The following is a 17,808-nucleotide window of genomic DNA, read 5'->3' on the forward strand; positions in this document are numbered from 1 at the left end:
CGCTCGGTGAAGCCGACAGCACGTGGGGATGACCGATGACCACTCCACCGGACGACCGCTCGTTCCGTCGTGAGATGGCCACCGCCTACCGGTCCGGCTGGCACTTCATCGACCTGGTCACCGCCATCCCCCACAGCGGTGACTCGCTGATGGTGACCGTGTTCGGCGAACCGGTCGTCGTCACCCGGGACGAGGACGACGACGTGCGGGCGTACCGGTGTCTGCGGCGGCCCCGGGGGGCGCCGCAGCCGGTCCGGTGTGCCATCCGGTACGGAATGATCTTTGTGAACCTTGATCAGCGGGACCACCGGCTCGTGCCGTCGGAGGACTCCGATCTGAGGACCATCTCTGCCACCCCCCGCAGTGCCTGACGCGATTCCCCCGTCGTAAAAGATCGCTCAGGTGCTTCCCCCGGCAGCGGCGTCACCGTGACCTGAACACGGTGACGCCGCTGCAGTTTTTCATGGTTTTCCGGGGCCATCGCCCCGTTTCGGCCGACCTGGCCCGGCGGCGGCCCCCCGCCCGTGCGGCCCCTCACCCGTGCCCCAGCGCCCGCTCCACCGTGATCTCGATGACCACCCGGGTCGGATTCGGCCGCGGTGGCCGGTACCGCTCCGTGTACCGCCGCACCGCCTCGGCGACCTCCTCGGGCCCGGTGCGGACGACGGCCCGCCCCTCCAGCGTGGCCCACCGCCCGCCGTCCACCTGGCAGACGGCGGCCCGCACCCCCGCCGCCCCGCCCGCCAGCACGTACCGCGCCTTCGCGCTCGCCCGGTCCGTGATCACCCGGACCAGCCGGGCCGCCGGATCGTAGGTCGCCCCCACCGGCACCACGTGCGGGGAGCCGTCCGGCCGCAGCGTGGTCAGGGTGCACAGGTGCCGTTCCCGCCAGAAGTCGAGGTCCATGGAACGGGAACCTATACGGGGGGTCGGGTACTCGTTCCGGTTGGCATCGCCGCCAGTCCCCCGAACGCCCCTTGAGTGGAATAGACTCAACTTTACGTATGTTGCTTCAGTCAGGACCTTGCTGAGTCAGTCGCCAGGAGGAGAACCCGAACGTGGACGCCGAGCTGACCAACCGGAGCCGGGACGCGATCAACGCGGCCAGCAACCGGGCCGTGACCGAGGGACACCCGGACCTCACCCCCGCCCACCTGCTCCTGGCCCTGCTCCAGGGTCAGGAGAACGAGAACATCACCGACCTGCTCACCGCCGTCGACGCCGACCAGGTCGCCGTCCGCACCGGCGCCGAGCGGGTGCTGGCCTCGCTGCCCAGCGTGACCGGGTCCACGGTCGCCCCGCCGCAGCCCAGCCGTGAGATGCTCGCGGTCGTCGCCGACGCCCAGACGCGGGCCACGGACCTCGGCGACGAGTACCTCTCCACCGAACACCTCCTGATCGGCATCGCCGCCAAGGGCGGTGCGGCCGGTGAGGTGCTCAAGGAGCAGGGGGCCACCGCGAAGAAGCTTCAGGAGGCCTTCCAGAAGGCGAGGGGAGGGCGCCGGGTGACCACCGCGGACCCGGAGGGCCAGTACAAGGCGCTGGAGAAGTTCGGCACCGACTTCACGGCCGCCGCGCGTGAGGGCAAGCTCGACCCGGTCATCGGCCGGGACACCGAGATCCGCCGCGTGGTGCAGGTGCTGTCCCGCCGTACCAAGAACAACCCGGTGCTGATCGGTGAGCCGGGCGTCGGCAAGACCGCCGTCGTCGAAGGGCTCGCCCAGCGCATCGTCAAGGGCGACGTGCCCGAGTCGCTGAAGAACAAGCGGCTGGTCGCGCTGGACCTCGGCGCGATGGTGGCGGGCGCGAAGTACCGCGGTGAGTTCGAGGAGCGGCTGAAGACCGTACTGGCCGAGATCAAGGACTCGGACGGTCAGATCATCACTTTCATCGACGAGCTGCACACCGTCGTGGGGGCCGGCGCGGGCGGCGACTCCGCGATGGACGCGGGCAACATGCTCAAGCCGATGCTGGCCCGCGGCGAGCTGCGGATGGTCGGCGCGACCACGCTGGACGAGTACCGCGAGCGGATCGAGAAGGACCCGGCGCTGGAGCGCCGCTTCCAGCAGGTGCTGGTGGCGGAGCCGTCCGTCGAGGACTCCATCGCGATCCTGCGCGGCCTCAAGGGCCGCTACGAGGCCCACCACAAGGTGCAGATCGCGGACAGCGCGCTGGTGGCCGCCGCCACCCTCTCCGACCGGTACATCACCTCCCGCTTCCTGCCCGACAAGGCCATCGACCTGGTCGACGAGGCGGCCTCCCGGCTGCGCATGGAGATCGACTCGTCCCCGGTCGAGATCGACGAACTCCAGCGCGCCGTGGACCGGCTGAAGATGGAGGAGCTGGCCATCGGCCGGGAGACCGACGCCGCCTCCCTCCAGCGGCTGGAGAAGCTGCGCCGCGACCTCGCCGACAAGGAGGAGGAACTGCGCGGCCTCACCGCCCGCTGGGAGAAGGAGAAGCAGTCCCTCAACCGGGTCGGCGAGCTGAAGGAGAAGCTCGACGAACTGCGCGGGCAGGCCGAACGCGCCCAGCGCGACGGCGACTTCGACTCCGCCTCCAAGCTGCTGTACGGCGAGATCCCGAACGTGGAGCGGGACCTGGAGGCCGCCTCCGCCGCCGAGGAGGAGGTCGCCCGGGACACGATGGTCAAGGAGGAGGTCGGCGCCGACGACATCGCCGACGTCGTCGCCTCCTGGACCGGCATCCCGGCCGGCCGCCTGCTGGAGGGCGAGACGCAGAAGCTGCTGCGCATGGAGGACGAGCTGGGCAAGCGGCTCATCGGCCAGACGCAGGCGGTCCGCGCGGTCTCCGACGCGGTACGCCGCTCCCGGGCCGGCATCGCCGACCCCGACCGCCCCACCGGCTCCTTCCTCTTCCTCGGCCCGACCGGCGTCGGCAAGACCGAACTGGCCAAGGCGCTCGCCGACTTCCTCTTCGACGACGAGCGGGCGATGGTCCGCATCGACATGTCCGAGTACAGCGAGAAGCACAGCGTGGCCCGGCTGGTCGGCGCGCCGCCCGGCTACGTCGGCTACGAGGAGGGCGGCCAGCTCACCGAGGCGGTGCGCCGCCGCCCGTACAGCGTCGTCCTGCTGGACGAGGTGGAGAAGGCCCACCCCGAGGTCTTCGACATCCTGCTCCAGGTACTGGACGACGGCCGGCTGACCGACGGGCAGGGCCGCACGGTCGACTTCCGCAACGCCATCCTGGTCCTCACCTCCAACCTGGGCAGCCAGTTCCTGGTGGACCCGGTCAGCACCGAGGCGGAGAAGAGGGAACAGGTCCTGGAGGTGGTCCGGGCCTCCTTCAAGCCGGAGTTCCTCAACCGCCTCGACGACCTGGTCGTCTTCTCGGCGCTCAGCAAGGAGGAACTGGGCCGGATCGCCCGCCTCCAGATCCAGGCCCTGTCCCGCCGGCTGGCCGAGCGGCGCCTCACCCTGGAGATCACCGACGAGGCCCTTCAGTGGCTCGCGGACGAGGGCAACGACCCGGCCTACGGCGCCCGCCCGCTGCGCCGCCTGGTGCAGACCGCCATCGGCGACCGGCTCGCCCGGGAGATCCTGTCCGGCGAGATCAAGGACGGCGACGCGGTACGGGTGGACCGGTTCGGGGACGATCTGATCGTGGGGCCGGATACCGGGAAGACGCTCTGACGCCACCCTGATTCCACCGCCCCGGGGCACAGGCGCGCCGGGGCTTGCCACCCCCCTCCCCGCATGGGGGAGGATGGCGGAATCCGTACGAAGGGAAAATCACGGTGAGCATCGACCCGTCCTCGATTCCGAACTTCGGGGGCAAGCCCGAGCCCGAGCCCCAGGGCCCGGCGGGCCCCGTCGTCCCGGATCAGGACCTCGTGAAGCAGCTCCTCGACCAGATGGAGCTGAAGTACGTCGTCGACGACGAGGGTGACCTCGCGGCGCCGTGGGAGCAGTTCCGTACGTACTTCATGTTCCGCGGCGAGGGGGACCAGCAGGTCTTCTCGGTGCGGACGTTCTACGACCGGCCGCACCAGATCGAGGACAAGCCGCAGCTGCTGGAGTCCGCCGACGACTGGAACCGGCGCACCCTGTGGCCCAAGGTGTACTCGCACACCCATGACGACGGCACGGTCCGCCTGATCGGCGAGGCCCAGATGCTGATCGGCACCGGCGTGAGCCTGGAGCACTTCGTCTCCTCCACGGTGAGCTGGGTGCGCGCCGCCATCGAGTTCGACCGGTGGCTGGTGGAGCAGCTCGGCCTGGAGCAGGAGGTCGACGGGGCGGAGAAGCCCGAGGAGGACGACGAGTAGTCGTCGTCGCCAGCGGTGCGGGGGCCCGGCCGGGAACGTTCCGGCCGGGCTTTCGTGTGCCGCGAGGTGCCGCACGTACCCGATGTTGCGGCCGCGTTCACCCGCGAGGCCGCCTGGCGGCCGGACAGCACCCGGACAGTACAGGGACAGGAACACGACCGTCCCGTCCGTGAGGAGCCGTCCCGCCGATGCCCAGCGTCACGCTCTCCGACGTCCGCCCCGCCCCGCCGGACGGCACCGCCGGGCCACCGCCCCGCCGCCCCGCCCCGCGCCCCGACATACAGGGGCTGCGCGCGGTGGCCGTCGGGCTGGTGGTGCTCTCGCACGCCGGGGTGGCCGGGGCCGAGGGCGGGTACGTCGGGGTCGACGTCTTCTTCGTGATCTCCGGCTTCCTCATCACGTCCCTGCTGCTGCGCGAGCCGGCCGCCACCGGCCGGGTCTCGCTGCGCGCCTTCTACGCCCGCCGGGCACTGCGGCTGCTGCCCGCGGCGGTGCTGGTCATCGCCGTCACCCTGGCCGGGACCTGGCTGTTCCTGTCGCCGACGCGGCTTTCGGAGTACGCGGGCGACGCCCTCGGCAGCGCGCTGTACACGGTCAACTTCCGGCTGGCGGCGGCCGGCACCGACTACCTCGCGGGGACCGGCCCGCCCTCACCGTTCCAGCACTTCTGGTCGCTCGCGGTGGAGGAGCAGTTCTATGTGGTGTGGCCGGTGCTTCTGCTGCTCGGGGCGCGGCTGGCGGGCGGCCGGCGCCGGCCGCTGGCGGTGGGGCTCGGGGCGTTGTGCGCGGGGTCGTTCCTGTTCGGCGTGGTGGCGACGGAGACCTCGGCGCCCTGGGCGTACTTCGGCTCCCCGGCCCGCGGCTGGGAACTGGGCGCGGGCGCCCTGCTCGCCGTGTGCGCGGCCCGGCCGGCCCGGCTGCCCGCCGCCGTCGCCGCCCCGCTGAGCTGGCTCGGCCTGACCGGCATCGCCCTGGCGGCCCTGTGGTACGACGACACGACCCCGTTCCCGGGCGGGTACGCCCTGCTGCCGGTGCTGGGCGCGGTACTCGTCCTGGCCGCCGGCTGCGGCTCCGCTCGGCACGGCGCGGGCCGGCTGCTGGGGTGGCGGCCCCTGGTCCGGCTCGGCGGCCTCTCCTACGGCTGGTACCTGTGGCACTGGCCGCTGCTCGTCATCGTCCCGGCGGCGCTGGGCCGCACGGACGCAACCGCCGGACCGCTCCTCGCGCTCACCCTGTGCGCGGTGGCGCTGGTCCTGGCCTGGCTGACGCTGCGCCTGGTGGAGAACCCGGTGCGGTTCCACCGGGCGCTGACCGGACGCCCGCGCCGGGGCCTGGCGCTGGGCGCCGCGCTGTCGGCCGGGACGGCGGTACTGGCGCTGACGGCGGCGGCCTTCCCGCCGGCCATCGCGACCGGCCCGCCCGCGCCCGGACTGGCCCGGACACTGGCCACCGCCCCGGACCCCGCGGCCCGGCTGGCCGGCCTGCTCGCGGCGTCCCCCGGCGTGCTGCCGGGCAACCTCTCCCCGGCACTGCCCGAGGTGCGGTCCGCCCGGTCCGCGCTCTACCGGGACGGCTGCCACGCCGACTACGCCGCCACCCGGGCCACCCCCTGTGTCTACGGGGACCAGGCCGGCGCCCGGACCGTCGTGCTGTTCGGCGACTCGCACGCGGCGCAGTGGTTCCCGGCCCTCGACCGGCTCGCGACCGCCCGCGGCTGGAAGCTGGTCTCGCTGACGAAGGCGTCCTGCAAGACCGCCGAGGTGACCATCGTCAGCGGCGGCAGGCCGTACACGGCCTGCGACACCTGGCGCACCGACGCCGTCGCGAAGACCGTCGCCCTGCGCCCGGACCTGGTCGTCGTCTCCTCCTCCGACGCGGGCGACCCGGCCCGCCCGGCCGCCGACCGACGCGGCCAGTGGATGACCGGCCACGCGGAGGTCTTCCGCGACCTGCGGGCCTCCGGCGCCCGGGTCGTCGCCCTGCTGGACACCCCGTGGCCCGAGGGCGACCCGGTCGACTGCGCCGCCGGCAACCCCCGCCAACTGCACGCCTGCGCCGCCCGCCGGCCGGCCGCCGTCCGCGACACCACCCGGCACGAAGCCGTCCGCGCCGCCGCCACCACCACCGGCGTCCCGATCCTCGACCCGGCCCCCTGGCTCTGCGCCCCCCGCACCGGCCTGTGCCCCGTGATCGTCGCCGACACCCCCGTCTACCGCGACGACAGCCACCTCTCGGAGGCGTACGCCGCCGCCCTCACACCGGTGCTGGGGCGCGCCCTGGACCGGCTCAGGCCGTGAGGCCGCGCAGCCGTTCGGCGGCCTCGCGCAGGACGTCGACGCGTTTGCAGAACGCGAACCGCACGAACGGCGCGCCCTGTTCCCGGTGGTCGTAGAAGACCGCGTTGGGGACGGCGACCACGCCGGCGCGTTCCGGGAGGGCGCGGCAGAAGGCGAAGCCGTCGTCGTGGCCCAGGGGGCGGATGTCGGTGGTGACGAAGTACGTGCCGGCCGGGCGGTGCACGCCGAAGCCGGCTTCCGTCAGGCCGGTCGCGAGCAGGTCGCGCTTGGCGCGCAGGTCGTCGCGGAAGGCGGTGAAGTAGGCGTCGGGGAGTGCCAGGGCCTCGGCGACCGCGTACTGGAAGGGGCCCGCCGACACGTACGTCAGATACTGCTTGGCCGAGCGGACCGCCGTGAGCAGGGCGGGGGCGGCGGTGATCCAGCCGACCTTCCAGCCGGTGAAGGAGAAGGTCTTGCCGCTGGAGGAGATGGTGACCGTGCGTTCGCGCATGCCGGGGAAAGAGGCCAGCGGGACGTGTTCGGCGGCGTCGTACACCAGGTGCTCGTAGACCTCGTCGGTGACGACCAGCAGGTCGCGTTCCACGGCCAGTTCGGCGATCGCCGCGAGTTCGGCGCGGGTCAGGACGGTGCCGGTGGGGTTGTGCGGGGTGTTGACGAGGAGGAGGCGGGTGCGGTCGGTGACCGCGTCGCGCAGTTCGTCCAGGTCGAGGCGGAAGGCGCCCTCGCGCGGGCGCAGGGTGACCGGGACGCGGGCGCCGCCGGCCATCGCGACGCAGGCGGCGTAGGAGTCGTAGTACGGCTCCAGGGCGATCACCTCGTCGCCGGGTTCCACCAGGGCGAGCAGGGCCGCGGCGATCGCCTCCGTGGCGCCGGCGGTGACCAGGACCTCGGTGTCGGGGTCGTAGCACAGGCCGTACCAGTGCCGCTGGTGGGCGGCGATCGCGGCGCGCAGTTCGGGGACGCCGGGGCCCGGCGGGTACTGGTTGCCGCGGCCGTCGCGCAGCGCCCGTACCGCCGCCTCCCTGACCTCCTCGGGACCGTCCGTGTCCGGGAAGCCCTGCCCGAGGTTGATCGCGCCGGTCCGCACGGCCAGGGCGGACATCTCGGCGAAGATCGTCGTCCCGAACTCGGCGAGCCGGCGGTTGAGCAGGGGGCGTGCGCTGGAGGTCATCCGGTCATCCTGCGCCGAAGTTCCGGCCTTCATCAACTCACGTCCGGGGTGAGTCGAGGCGCGCCAGTACGTGGTCGGCCGGGTGCCCGCATCGGTCGCCGGGCGTAGGTCCCGCGCCCGAGGCGCGGCGCGCGCCCGGCTGGCTAGGGTCGGCCGTCATGGACACCCCGGAGACCGTTCGCCGTCGGACGGCGGAGCGTACGCGCGACGCCCTGGAGCGGCTCGGCACCGAGCGGGACGTATGGGTGTCGACGGCGCACCCGGAGCACGGGCCGCACCAGGTGCCGCTGTGGTTCTGGTGGGACGGGCGAGCGGTGTGGATGTGCACCGGCGCGGCGTCCGTGACCGCGCGGAACGTCCGCGCGGAGCCACGCGTCCGGCTGGCGCTTCCGGACACCTTCGACGTGCTGCTCCTCCAGGGCGAGGCGGAGTGCTTCGCGGACCGGGAGGTGGCCGGGGAGGCGGCGCGGGCGTACACCGTCAAGTTCGGATGGGACCCGCGTGCGGAGGAGGGCTCGTTCGTGTACGTGCGCGTGGTGCCGAGGATCGTGCGCGCGTGGCGCGGTGAGCCGGAACTGCGGGGGCGGGTCATCATGCGGGACGGGGTGTGGCTGGCGTAGCGTCCCCGGGCCGCCGAACCTCTGGAGTTGCTCAACTCTGCTTTGCGCCGGGCCGGCCCCGGGCATCTCCGGTGCACGCGACGAGCGAGACACCCGCAGCGAGGCACCCACGGGGGGTTGCTCATCGGGGTCGCTCAACGGAAGGAGGGTGGCGCCATGATCATCGGCATCATCCTGGCAGTGGTCGTGATTCTGGTTCTCGCCAGGGGCGTGTCCGTCACGCGCCGGGGCGTGCGCTCCGGCGGGGCGCGGGGGCGTGCGCGCGGGCGGGGCGGCTGGGCCGCCGGGGGCGGTGGTGTCGCCGCCGGTGGTGGTGACAGCGGTGGAGGCAGCTGGTGGGTGGGGGGCTCGGACGGCGGTTCCTCGTCGGACGGGGGGCATTCGGGAGGTCACTCCGGTGGGCATTCGGGCGGTGACTCCGGGGGGCACTCGGGGGGTCACTCCTGCGGCGGCGGCTCGTCCTGCGGGGGCGGCGGCGGCGGTTGCGGGGGCGGGGGTGGCTGACCGGGGGAGCGGAGGCGGCTGACGCGGGGAGCGGAGGCGCGGCTGACACGGGGCAGCCGAGCTCCGGGGAACCTCGCGGGGCGGCCCCGCATCCAGCGCCCGCCGGGCAGTACGCCCGGCGGGCGCTCTCGCGTACCGGCGTGCGCGGTGCGGGCAGGGCGTGCGCTGTCGTTGAACAGTTGAGCTGTTGAGCCCCCTGAGGGATGGAAATACCACGAAGTTGGGTAAAAACGCTGTGGCGCCGTCACCGTCCATGATTGCCTCTCATTCGCCCAAGCAGCCCAACGGGCGCGTCCTGCGGACTCCTCCTGACCGGCCGGCCGGGCTGTGACAGGGCCGCACCCCTCGGCGCGGCCGGGACATACGCGGGACCCTGCCCTCCTTCCCCCTGTGTGCTTGCGGAGCCCATCCATGCTCACGACCCTGAACACCGCCTACACCGACACGCGCGCGGCCGACCTCGCCTGGGCCCTGGGGCGGGAGCCGCTGCCGGCCCTCGCCACCCTTGATGTCGAACTGGCGGACGCCGCACTTCAGTTGAGACTCCTCGGCGCCTCCCACCAGGTCCTCCTGGAGGAGGAGCGGGGGACCTGTTCGGAGACGGTCGCGTGCATCCCGGGCAGCCGGACCCCGCTGCCGCTGGGTGTCGCCAAGCGGGTGGGCGACTGGGAGTACGAGTTCGCCGCCCATGTCGAGGTGCTCTCGCCCGGCGCCTTCGCGGGCCGCGCCCAGGAGTTGCTGGCCCTGGTCGCCGACCATCCGCACGGGCTCGTCGGGGTCTTCCCGGGCAGTCCGCACGCCTTCACGGCCCTGCTGGCCCAGGGCCAGCAGGGCCAGGTGTCCTGGCGCACCTGGCACGCCTATCCGCAGGAAGGCCGCCTGGTGGCCACCCGGACCAGGGTCGGGGCCTGCGCCGAGACGGCCCGGCCCGGCCGGTCGGGCGGGGGCGGCCGGTCCGGCGTCGGCGGCCGTTCCGGTGTCTTCACCGGATAAACCTGCGGCGGCCGGGTGTACGACAGTTCCACACGTGTGGGTGACGAAGCGCACCGCCGCAGTAACGTAACGTCACAGCGTGATCGAACGGCACGCGCCCGCCCCGCCCGGCTCCCCGCCGCCCTGGGGCGGTCCGGGCGGCCGTCGCGCCACCCCGCCCCCGCTGCCCGTGCGACCGGGCACCGGACGGTTCCTGGTACTGGCGGGCGTCTTCGTCTGCGCCGCCTGCGGTCTGGTGTACGAACTCGAACTGGTCGCCGTCGCCTCCTACTTGACCGGCGACTCGGTCACCCAGGCGTCCATCGTGCTGTCGGTGATGGTGTTCGCGATGGGCATCGGGTCGCTGGTCGCCAAGCGGCTGCGGCGGCTCGGCGCGGCCGGCTTCGGGGCGGTCGAGGCGGCCCTCGCCCTGGTCGGCGGGTGCAGCGCGATGATGCTGTACGCGGTGTTCGCCTGGACCGGTGACTGGGGCGGGCTGTGGGCGGACGCGCCGCGGGTGCTGCTGGTCGCCTTCTCGCTCACCATCGGCCTGCTGATCGGCGCCGAGGTGCCGCTGCTGATGGAGCTGATCCAGCGGATCCGCCGGCAGGACGTGGGCGGCGCGGTCGCCGACCTGTTCGCCGCCGACTACACCGGGTCGCTGATCGGCGGACTGGCCTTCCCGTTCCTGCTGCTGCCGTTCCTGGGGCAGTTGACCGGGGCGCTGGTCACCGGGACCGTCAACGCGGTCGTGGGCGCGGCGCTGGTGCTGGGGCTGTTCCGGCGCGACCTGACCGGGCGGGCCCGGCGGCTGCTGCTGACCGCCAACGTCGTCGTCATCGCCGTCCTCGCCACCACCGCCGTCCTGGCCGACGACTTCGAACAGGCCGCCCGGCGCGCCATGTACGGCCAGGACGTCCGGGTGGCGGTGCGCACCGACGTGCAGGAGATCGTCGTCCTCGGCGACTTGGACGGCCGTCCCCTCGACCTCTTCCTGGACGGCCGGCTGCGGGTCGGCAGCGGTGACGAACGCCGGTACCACGAGGCGCTGGTGCACCCCGCCATGACCGGTCCGCACGCACGCGTGCTGATCCTCGGCGGCGGCGACGGGCTGGCCGCCCGGGAGGTGCTGCGCCACCCGGGGGTGCGGCGGGTGGAGATCGTGGAGGTGGACCCGGAACTGTGCCGGCTGGCGCGGCACGACCCCGGCCTGGCCGCGCTCAACGAGCACGCCTACGGCGATCCGCGGGTCCGGGTCACCACGGACGACGCGTTCCACCGGCTGCGCGGGGCGCCGGTCGCGGCGTACGACGTGGTGATCTCGGACCTGCCCGACCCGGGCGTCACGGCCGGCACCAAGCTGTACTCGCAGGAGTTCTACGGCCTGGCCCGGCGCGCGCTGGCGCCCGGCGGACGGCTGGCGGTGCACGCCGGGCCGTTCGCCTCGCGGCCCGGCGTGTTCCGGACGGTGCAGTCGACGCTGCGCGCGGCGGGGCTGCGCACCGTGCCCTACCGGATCACTGGTTCCCCGGCCGGCGACTGGGGGTTCCTGCTCGCCGCGCGCGGCACACCGGCGCTGCGCCTGGATCCGCGCGGCCCGCGCCCGGGGACCCTAGCCCCCCGGTCGCTGGCCCGCGCCGCCGCGGACGCGGCCGGCCCGGCCGCCGTACCGGATGTGCCGCCGTCGACGCTGACACATCCGCGGTACTGAGGCCGTCCCGGGCGGGTGCCTGGGCTTGGGCCTGGGCTTGGGGCGGACGGGTGCCTGGGCTTGGGGCGGTGCGCTCCGGATGCGACGCGCTGTTCGGGCCCGCGTTCACCCGTATGGCGCACAGGGCGGCGGCGAGGGCGGGCGGCGGCGGATGACTTCCGGCCGATGGGGCGTGTTCCCGCCGCCCGCTGGGTAGGCTCGGCTGACATGGAGCATGAGGTGTTCGTTCCGGTTGTGGCCGAGCGGCTCAGGGAGGCGCTGGCCGACCCCGCCCGGGTCGCGGCCGCGGTGCCCGGGCTCCAGCAGGAGGCCGGCGCCGAGCCCGTCACCGGGCGGCTGAAACTGCGCGTCGGCAGCCACTCCGTCACCTACCGGGGTGCGGTGCGGGTGTCCGCGCGAGGCGACGGTACGTACGCCGTCCAGGGCGACGCGGGCGAGGCGCGCGGGCCGGGCCGGGTGACGCTGGCGCTGACGGTCCGGGTGGCCGGGGCGGCGGGCGGCGCCACGCTGACGTTCGGGGGGACGGTCACGGCCGAGGCCGACGGGCGGCTCACCGAACTGCCGCCGGACGCGGTGCGCGCGGCGGCCACGCGGTTGCTGACACGGTTCGCGGAGAACCTGGGGCGGGGGGCCACGGCAGAGACGTCCGCTCCTGCCACGGCCCCGGAGGTCCCCCCCACCGTCTTCGACACCGAGGTCCCCGAGTCCGCACTCGGACCGGAGGCCGCACCCGCGCCCGACGAAGGCGCGACGGCCGACGCACCGGCCGAGGCGGCCGACGCACCGGCCGAGGCGGCCGACGTACCCGCCGAGGTGACTGCCGAGGCAGCCGGCGACGGCCCGCCCGCCGAAGCCGCGCACGCGCGCCGCACGATGATCGGCCGCAGCGCCGAGGAGGTCGACCACGCGCCGCCGCGCGGCCGGTACGCCCCCGTCCCCGCCCCGCAGGCCGCCTCCGCCGCCACCCCGCTGCGCTGGGCCGCCCCGGCCGCGGCGCTGGCCGTCGCCTCGGCCATCGTGGTCGGCCGCGCACTGCGCCGGCGGCGCTGATGCCGGGCCGGACGGCCCGCAGTCCCGGTCCCGGAGTGTCCCAGTAGGGTCGGAGCGTGAGTAACGAAGAGATCACTCTGTCCGCGGGCGACGCGCGGGTGGCCGTGCGGCCCGGCAACGGCGGGCGGGTCGGCTCGCTGCGCGTCGGCGGCGTGGAGCTGCTCCGCCAGGGCGACCGCTACGGCTGCTTCCCGATGGTCCCTTGGTGCGGCCGGGTCCGCGACGGCCGGTTCCGGGACGGCGCCGACGTCCACCAGATGCCGCTGAACTCCCCGCCGCACGCCATCCACGGCTTCGCCCGCGACGCCCCCTGGACGACCGCGCGGGTCACGGAGACCGAGGCCGTCCTCACCTACGACCTCACCGACCCCTGGCCGTACACCGGCCGCGTCACCCAGCAGGTCGCCCTCGCCGCGGACGCGCTGACGCTGACCATGGCCGTGGAGACGTACGACTCGTCCTTCCCGGCGCAGCTCGGCTGGCACCCCTGGTTCAACCGGACCGTCGAGTCAAGCGCCGTCGAGATCGGCTTCGACGCCGCCTGGCAGGAGGAGCGCGGCGCCGACCACCTGCCCACCGGCAAGCGGATCGACCCGCTGCCCGGCCCCTGGGACGACTGCTTCGGCATGCCCGACGGCGTCGACGTCACCCTCACCTGGCCGGAGCGGCTGGAGCTGAAGGTGAGCAGCCGGCAGGAGTGGGTCGTGGTGTACGACGAGCAGGAGGCCGCCGTCTGTGTGGAGCCGCAGACCGGACCGCCGGACGGGCTGAACACCCTCCCGCGCCTGGTCACGCCGCTGGAGCCGCTGGAGGCGACGACGACCTGGAGCTGGCGGCGGCTTTAGCGCCGTTTAACCTGACAGACATGAGTGACGTACGCGGCGCGCTGCTGCAGCAGATCAAGGACAAGGCCGTGGTGCACGGCAAGGTGACGCTCTCCTCCGGTCTGGAGGCCGACTACTACGTCGACCTGCGCCGCATCACCCTGGACGGCGAGGCCGCGCCGCTGGTCGGACAGGTGCTGCTCGACCTGACCGCGGACCTGGAGTTCGACGCGGTCGGCGGGCTGACCATGGGCGCCGACCCGGTCGCCGCGAGCATGCTGCACGCCGCCGCGGCGCGCGGGCAGCGGCTGGACGCCTTCGTGGTCCGCAAGGCGGCGAAGGCGCACGGTCTCCAGCGCCGCGTCGAGGGCCCGGACATCGCCGGCCGCCGGGTGCTGGTCGTCGAGGACACCTCCACCACCGGCGGCTCCCCGCTCACCGCGGTCGAGGCGGTGCGCGAGGCCGGTGCCGAGGTCGTCGGCGTCGCCACCATCGTCGACCGGGCGACCGGTGCCGCCGAGAAGATCCAGGAGGGGGCGGGTGTGCCGTACCGGTTCGCCTTCTCCAAGGACGAGCTGGGCCTGGACTGAGCGGTCTGGGAAGATGGGGCCGACAATGGCGTCGCCCCCCAGGTCAGGGCCGTAAGCACGTAAGCACGTACGCACGACACAGCCCACCCGCACATATCAAGGAGCGGACTCATGCCCATCGCAACTCCCGAGGTCTACAACGAGATGCTGGACCGGGCGAAGGCGGGGAAGTTCGCCTACCCGGCCATCAACGTGACCTCCTCCCAGACGCTGCACGCGGCGCTGCGCGGTTTCGCGGAGGCGGAGAGCGACGGCATCGTCCAGATCTCCACCGGCGGCGCCGAGTTCCTGGGCGGCCAGCACAGTAAGGACATGGTGACCGGCGCGGTGGCGCTGGCCGAGTTCGCGCACATCGTCGCCGAGAAGTACGACGTGAACATCGCGCTGCACACCGACCACTGCCCCAAGGACAAGCTGGACGCGTACGTGCGTCCGCTGATCGCGCTGTCCGCCAAGCGCGTCGAGGCCGGTCTGAACCCGCTGTTCCAGTCCCACATGTGGGACGGTTCGGCGGAGACGCTGGCCGACAACCTCGCCATCGCCACCGAGCTGCTGGCGCAGGCCCGCGCCGCGAAGATCATCCTTGAGGTCGAGATCACCCCGACCGGCGGCGAGGAGGACGGCGTCTCGCACGAGATCAACGACTCCCTCTACACCACCGTCGACGACGCGCTGCGCACGGCGGAGGCGCTGGGCCTGGGCGAGCAGGGCCGCTACCTGCTGGCCGCCTCGTTCGGCAACGTGCACGGCGTGTACAAGCCGGGCAACGTGGTGCTCCGCCCCGACCTGCTCAAGGAGCTGAACGTGGGCGTCGCCGCGAAGTACGGCAAGCCGGCCGGCGCCCAGCCGTTCGACTTCGTCTTCCACGGCGGCTCCGGCTCCACCGCCGAGGAGATCGCCACCGCGCTGGACAACGGCGTGGTCAAGATGAACCTCGACACCGACACCCAGTACGCCTTCACGCGGCCGGTCGCCGGTCACATGTTCGCCAACTACGACGGCGTGCTGAAGATCGACGGCGAGGTCGGCAACAAGAAGACCTACGACCCGCGCACCTGGGGCAAGCTGGCCGAGGCCGGCATGGCCGCGCGCGTCGTGGAGGCCTGCGGTCACCTGCGCTCGGCGGGCACCCGCATCAAGTAACACCGGGGTACGACGTAACACCGGGGTACGACGTAACACCGGCGTACGACGGGCCCGGCACCCCGCGCGGCGGTGCCGGGCCCTCGCCGTGCCGTGGAGCGGACGCGATGCCGCAGACTGGACCGCATGGCCATTCACGAGAACCTCCTCGGGGGACCGCCCCCGACCCTCCTCCCCGACGACCCCGAGCCGCGCGAGCTGCTCGCAAGCGGCACCTCGCCCGCCGAGGTCGCCGCCCAGTACCCGACGTCCTCGCTGGCCTGGGCGCAGCTCGCCGACGACGCCTTCGAGCGGGGCGGTGTCGTCGAGTCGTACGCGTACGCCCGGACCGGCTACCACCGGGGGCTCGACGCCCTGCGGCGGAACGGCTGGAAGGGCCACGGCCCGGTGCCGTGGGACCACGAGCCGAACCGCGGCTTCCTGCGCGCCCTGCACGCCCTCGCCCGCGCCGCGCAGGCGATCGGCGAGAAGGAGGAGTACGAGCGCTGCGCGCAGTTCCTGCGCGACTCCTCGCAGGAGGCGGCCGACGTCCTCGGCTGAGTCCCCGGACTCGCGCCGTTCCCTTGGGGCCCGTCCGGACGGGCGGGCCTCGCGCGCGCCTGGGACGACTGCGGAGGATGCTGGTTCGGGGACCGGGGCCCCGTGCCGGTAACGGCAGGGCGGACCGCTACCCAAAGTGCCACAGGAGACAGCGATGTCCCACGACGCCCCGAATCTCGACTTCGCGGGTGGCACGCCGTACGAGGACTACGTCAAGGCGGACGTGCTCACCCATCTCCAGCAGACCGTCTCCGACGACCCCGGAGAGATGGTCTTCCTGGTCACCACCCAGGTCATGGAGCTGTGGTTCACGGTCGTCGTCCACGAGTGGGAGACCGCGGCCGGCGCTCTGCGCGAGGACCGCGTGGATGTGGCGCGGGACGCGCTGAAGCGGTCGGTACGGGAGCTGGAGGCGCTGAACGCCTCCTGGAGGCCGCTGGCCGCGCTGACCCCGGCCCAGTTCAACTCCTACCGGGGCACCCTCGGGGACGGCTCCGGTTTCCAGTCGGCCATGTACCGCCGGCTGGAGTTCCTGCTCGGCGAGAAGTCCGCGGCCATGCTGGTCCCGCACCGCTGCACGCCGCGCGCCCATGCCGAGCTGGAGAAGGCACTGCACGAGCCGAGCCTCTACGACGAGGCGATCCGGCTGCTGGCGCGGCGCGGGTACGCGATCCCGGAGGAGGCCGTCCTGCGACGGGACGTCTCCCAGCCCTACGAGCCGTCGCCCGAGGTCGAGGCCGCCTGGACGGCCGTGTACCGCGGTGACCAGAACGGCGAGCCGGCCCGGCTCGGCGAGGCGCTCAGCGATGTCGCCGAGCTGGTGTGGCGCTGGCGCAACGACCACCTCGTCGCCACCCGCCGCGCGATGGGCGCCAAGACCGGCACGGGCGGCTCCGCCGGGGTGGCCTGGCTGGAGAAGCGGGCCCGCAAGAACGTGTTCCCCGAGCTGTGGACGGCGCGGTCGTACGTCTGACCCGAGGGGTGCGGCCCGGGAGCCGGCCGCGGCCGATCCCCCCGCCGGGTCGCGGGACCGGGTTGCCCTCACCCTGCGTGACAACCCCGTGTTCACGCACGTCACGGGCCTGATACCGTCCCGCCAACGGCCGGTCCCGGTTTCCTCGGGTCGGTCAACGCCGTTACGCCGCTGAGAGGTTGGAGCATGCCGGACACCACTGCGGGCAACGACGCGGAGGAGAAGTCCGCCTTCTCGCATCCGGCGGTCGACCCTGACAGCAGCGCCGCGTACGGCGGCCTGCCCGACCAGGTCATCGACTTCTACGCGCCGCGCGGTCCGGGGGGCCCGGGCGGCGCGGCACCCGTGGTGGTGGCTCTGCACGGGGGCGCCTGGCGGGCACCGTACGACCGGCGGCACCTCAGCCCGTTCGCGAGCTTCCTCGCCCACCGCGGGTTCGCCGTGGCCAGCGTGGAGTACCGGCGCGGCGGCCAGGACAAGGAGACCGCCGGGCGGTGGCCCGACACCTTCGACGACGTGGCCGCCGCACTGGACGCGCTGCCCGCGCTGGTACGGGAACACCTCCCCGGGGCCGACCCGCAGCGCACGGTGCTCACCGGTCACTCGGCGGGCGGCCACCTCGCGCTGTGGGCGGCGGCCCGGCATCTGCTGCCCGCCGACGCCCCCTGGCGCACCGACCGGCCCGCACCGCTGCGCGGCGTGGTCGCGCTCGCCCCGATCGCCGACCTCACGGTCGCCGCGCGGCTCGGCGTGTGCGGCGACGCGGTCCGCCAACTCCTCGGCGCCGATGCCCTGTTCACCGAGCGGCAGCCGTACGCCGACCCCGCGCTGCTGCTGCCCACCGGCATCGCGACCACCCTGGTGCAGGGCCGTACCGACGTGGACGTGCCGCAGGAGGTCGCCGAGGCGTACGCCGACGCGGCGGCCAGGGCGGGTGAGGTGGTGGGCGTGACGCTGCTGGAGGACGTCGGCCACTTCCCGCTGATCGACCCGGCGGCGGACGCCTGCGCGGTGGTGGCGGAGGAGATCGCCCAGCTGGCGTGGTGATCGGCCGTGAGTGGGCGTGAGCGGCCGTGAGCGGCCGTGCTACCCGTCATACCTGGGAGCCACCCCGCGGGTGAG

General features: G+C 73.6%; 16 protein-coding genes. 14 read left to right on the forward strand and 2 right to left on the reverse strand.

From position 1 onward, the window contains the following. Positions 1-35: 35 nt before the first annotated feature. On the forward strand, positions 36-371 hold the full coding sequence (locus ACTT8P_RS01705; RefSeq protein ID WP_442829677.1) for a hypothetical protein: 336 nt from the start codon (positions 36-38) through the stop codon (positions 369-371). Between the two features lie 163 nt (positions 372-534). Here the strand turns inward: ACTT8P_RS01705 and ACTT8P_RS01710 are convergent, their stop codons facing one another. Beyond that, complete coding sequence (locus ACTT8P_RS01710; RefSeq protein ID WP_442829678.1) at positions 535-906, reverse strand: pyridoxamine 5'-phosphate oxidase family protein; 372 nt, start codon at positions 904-906, stop codon at positions 535-537. Between the two features lie 152 nt (positions 907-1,058). Here ACTT8P_RS01710 and clpB point away from each other — a divergent pair, with 152 nt between their 5' ends. The 3 genes from clpB to ACTT8P_RS01725 all read left to right on the forward strand — a co-directional run bounded on the left by clpB (position 1,059) and on the right by ACTT8P_RS01725 (position 6,588). Then, positions 1,059-3,656, forward strand: coding sequence for an ATP-dependent chaperone ClpB (gene clpB / locus ACTT8P_RS01715; protein ID WP_442829679.1), 2,598 nt, complete (start codon positions 1,059-1,061; stop codon positions 3,654-3,656). A 104-nt stretch (positions 3,657-3,760) separates the two neighbouring features. Then, positions 3,761-4,291: a YbjN domain-containing protein gene (locus ACTT8P_RS01720; protein ID WP_442829680.1), complete on the forward strand. Its 531-nt coding sequence runs from the start codon at positions 3,761-3,763 to the stop codon at positions 4,289-4,291. Positions 4,292-4,479: 188 nt separating this feature from the next. After that, complete coding sequence (locus tag ACTT8P_RS01725) at positions 4,480-6,588, forward strand: acyltransferase family protein (protein WP_442829681.1); 2,109 nt, start codon at positions 4,480-4,482, stop codon at positions 6,586-6,588. Here ACTT8P_RS01725 and ACTT8P_RS01730 read toward each other — a convergent pair. Further along, entirely contained in the window at positions 6,578-7,759 is a 1,182-nt protein-coding gene (locus ACTT8P_RS01730; protein WP_442829682.1) for a pyridoxal phosphate-dependent aminotransferase, read from the reverse strand. The two genes, ACTT8P_RS01725 and ACTT8P_RS01730, sit on opposite strands and share 11 nt — an antisense overlap. Before the next feature lie 158 nt (positions 7,760-7,917). Between ACTT8P_RS01730 and ACTT8P_RS01735 the strand changes: the two genes are divergently transcribed. From ACTT8P_RS01735 to ACTT8P_RS01780, 10 genes are all read left to right on the forward strand, one after another. Next, positions 7,918-8,379 (forward strand): pyridoxamine 5'-phosphate oxidase family protein, encoded by a 462-nt coding sequence (locus ACTT8P_RS01735; RefSeq protein ID WP_442829683.1) that lies wholly within the window; start codon positions 7,918-7,920, stop codon positions 8,377-8,379. Positions 8,380-9,294: 915 nt separating this feature from the next. Further along, positions 9,295-9,876 (forward strand): DUF2617 family protein, encoded by a 582-nt coding sequence (locus ACTT8P_RS01740; RefSeq protein WP_442829684.1) that lies wholly within the window; start codon positions 9,295-9,297, stop codon positions 9,874-9,876. 79 nt (positions 9,877-9,955) lie between these two features. Then, positions 9,956-11,566: a polyamine aminopropyltransferase gene (locus tag ACTT8P_RS01745; RefSeq protein ID WP_442829685.1), complete on the forward strand. Its 1,611-nt coding sequence runs from the start codon at positions 9,956-9,958 to the stop codon at positions 11,564-11,566. Between the two features lie 207 nt (positions 11,567-11,773). Continuing rightward, a complete protein-coding gene (locus tag ACTT8P_RS01750; protein WP_442829686.1) occupies positions 11,774-12,616 on the forward strand; it encodes an SRPBCC domain-containing protein in 843 nt (280 codons plus the stop codon). Between the two features lie 56 nt (positions 12,617-12,672). Further along, complete coding sequence (locus ACTT8P_RS01755) at positions 12,673-13,461, forward strand: aldose epimerase family protein (RefSeq protein WP_442829687.1); 789 nt, start codon at positions 12,673-12,675, stop codon at positions 13,459-13,461. Positions 13,462-13,481: 20 nt separating this feature from the next. Beyond that, complete coding sequence (gene pyrE, locus ACTT8P_RS01760; RefSeq protein WP_442829688.1) at positions 13,482-14,030, forward strand: orotate phosphoribosyltransferase; 549 nt, start codon at positions 13,482-13,484, stop codon at positions 14,028-14,030. Positions 14,031-14,141: 111 nt separating this feature from the next. After that, positions 14,142-15,173, forward strand: a complete 1,032-nt coding sequence (gene fbaA, locus ACTT8P_RS01765) for a class II fructose-bisphosphate aldolase (RefSeq protein ID WP_442829689.1) — start codon at positions 14,142-14,144, stop codon at positions 15,171-15,173. 126 nt (positions 15,174-15,299) lie between these two features. Continuing rightward, a complete protein-coding gene (locus tag ACTT8P_RS01770; RefSeq protein ID WP_442829690.1) occupies positions 15,300-15,713 on the forward strand; it encodes a DUF3151 domain-containing protein in 414 nt (137 codons plus the stop codon). 154 nt (positions 15,714-15,867) lie between these two features. Beyond that, positions 15,868-16,686 carry a tryptophan 2,3-dioxygenase family protein gene (locus tag ACTT8P_RS01775; protein WP_442829691.1) on the forward strand — a complete coding sequence of 273 codons (819 nt, stop codon included), beginning with the start codon at positions 15,868-15,870 and terminating at the stop codon, positions 16,684-16,686. A gap of 186 nt (positions 16,687-16,872) precedes the next feature. Continuing rightward, positions 16,873-17,733: an alpha/beta hydrolase gene (locus ACTT8P_RS01780; protein WP_442829692.1), complete on the forward strand. Its 861-nt coding sequence runs from the start codon at positions 16,873-16,875 to the stop codon at positions 17,731-17,733. Positions 17,734-17,808 lie beyond the last annotated feature (75 nt).

Source organism: Streptomyces sp. JW3 (assembly GCF_052216785.1).
Lineage (GTDB): Bacteria > Actinomycetota > Actinomycetes > Streptomycetales > Streptomycetaceae > Streptomyces.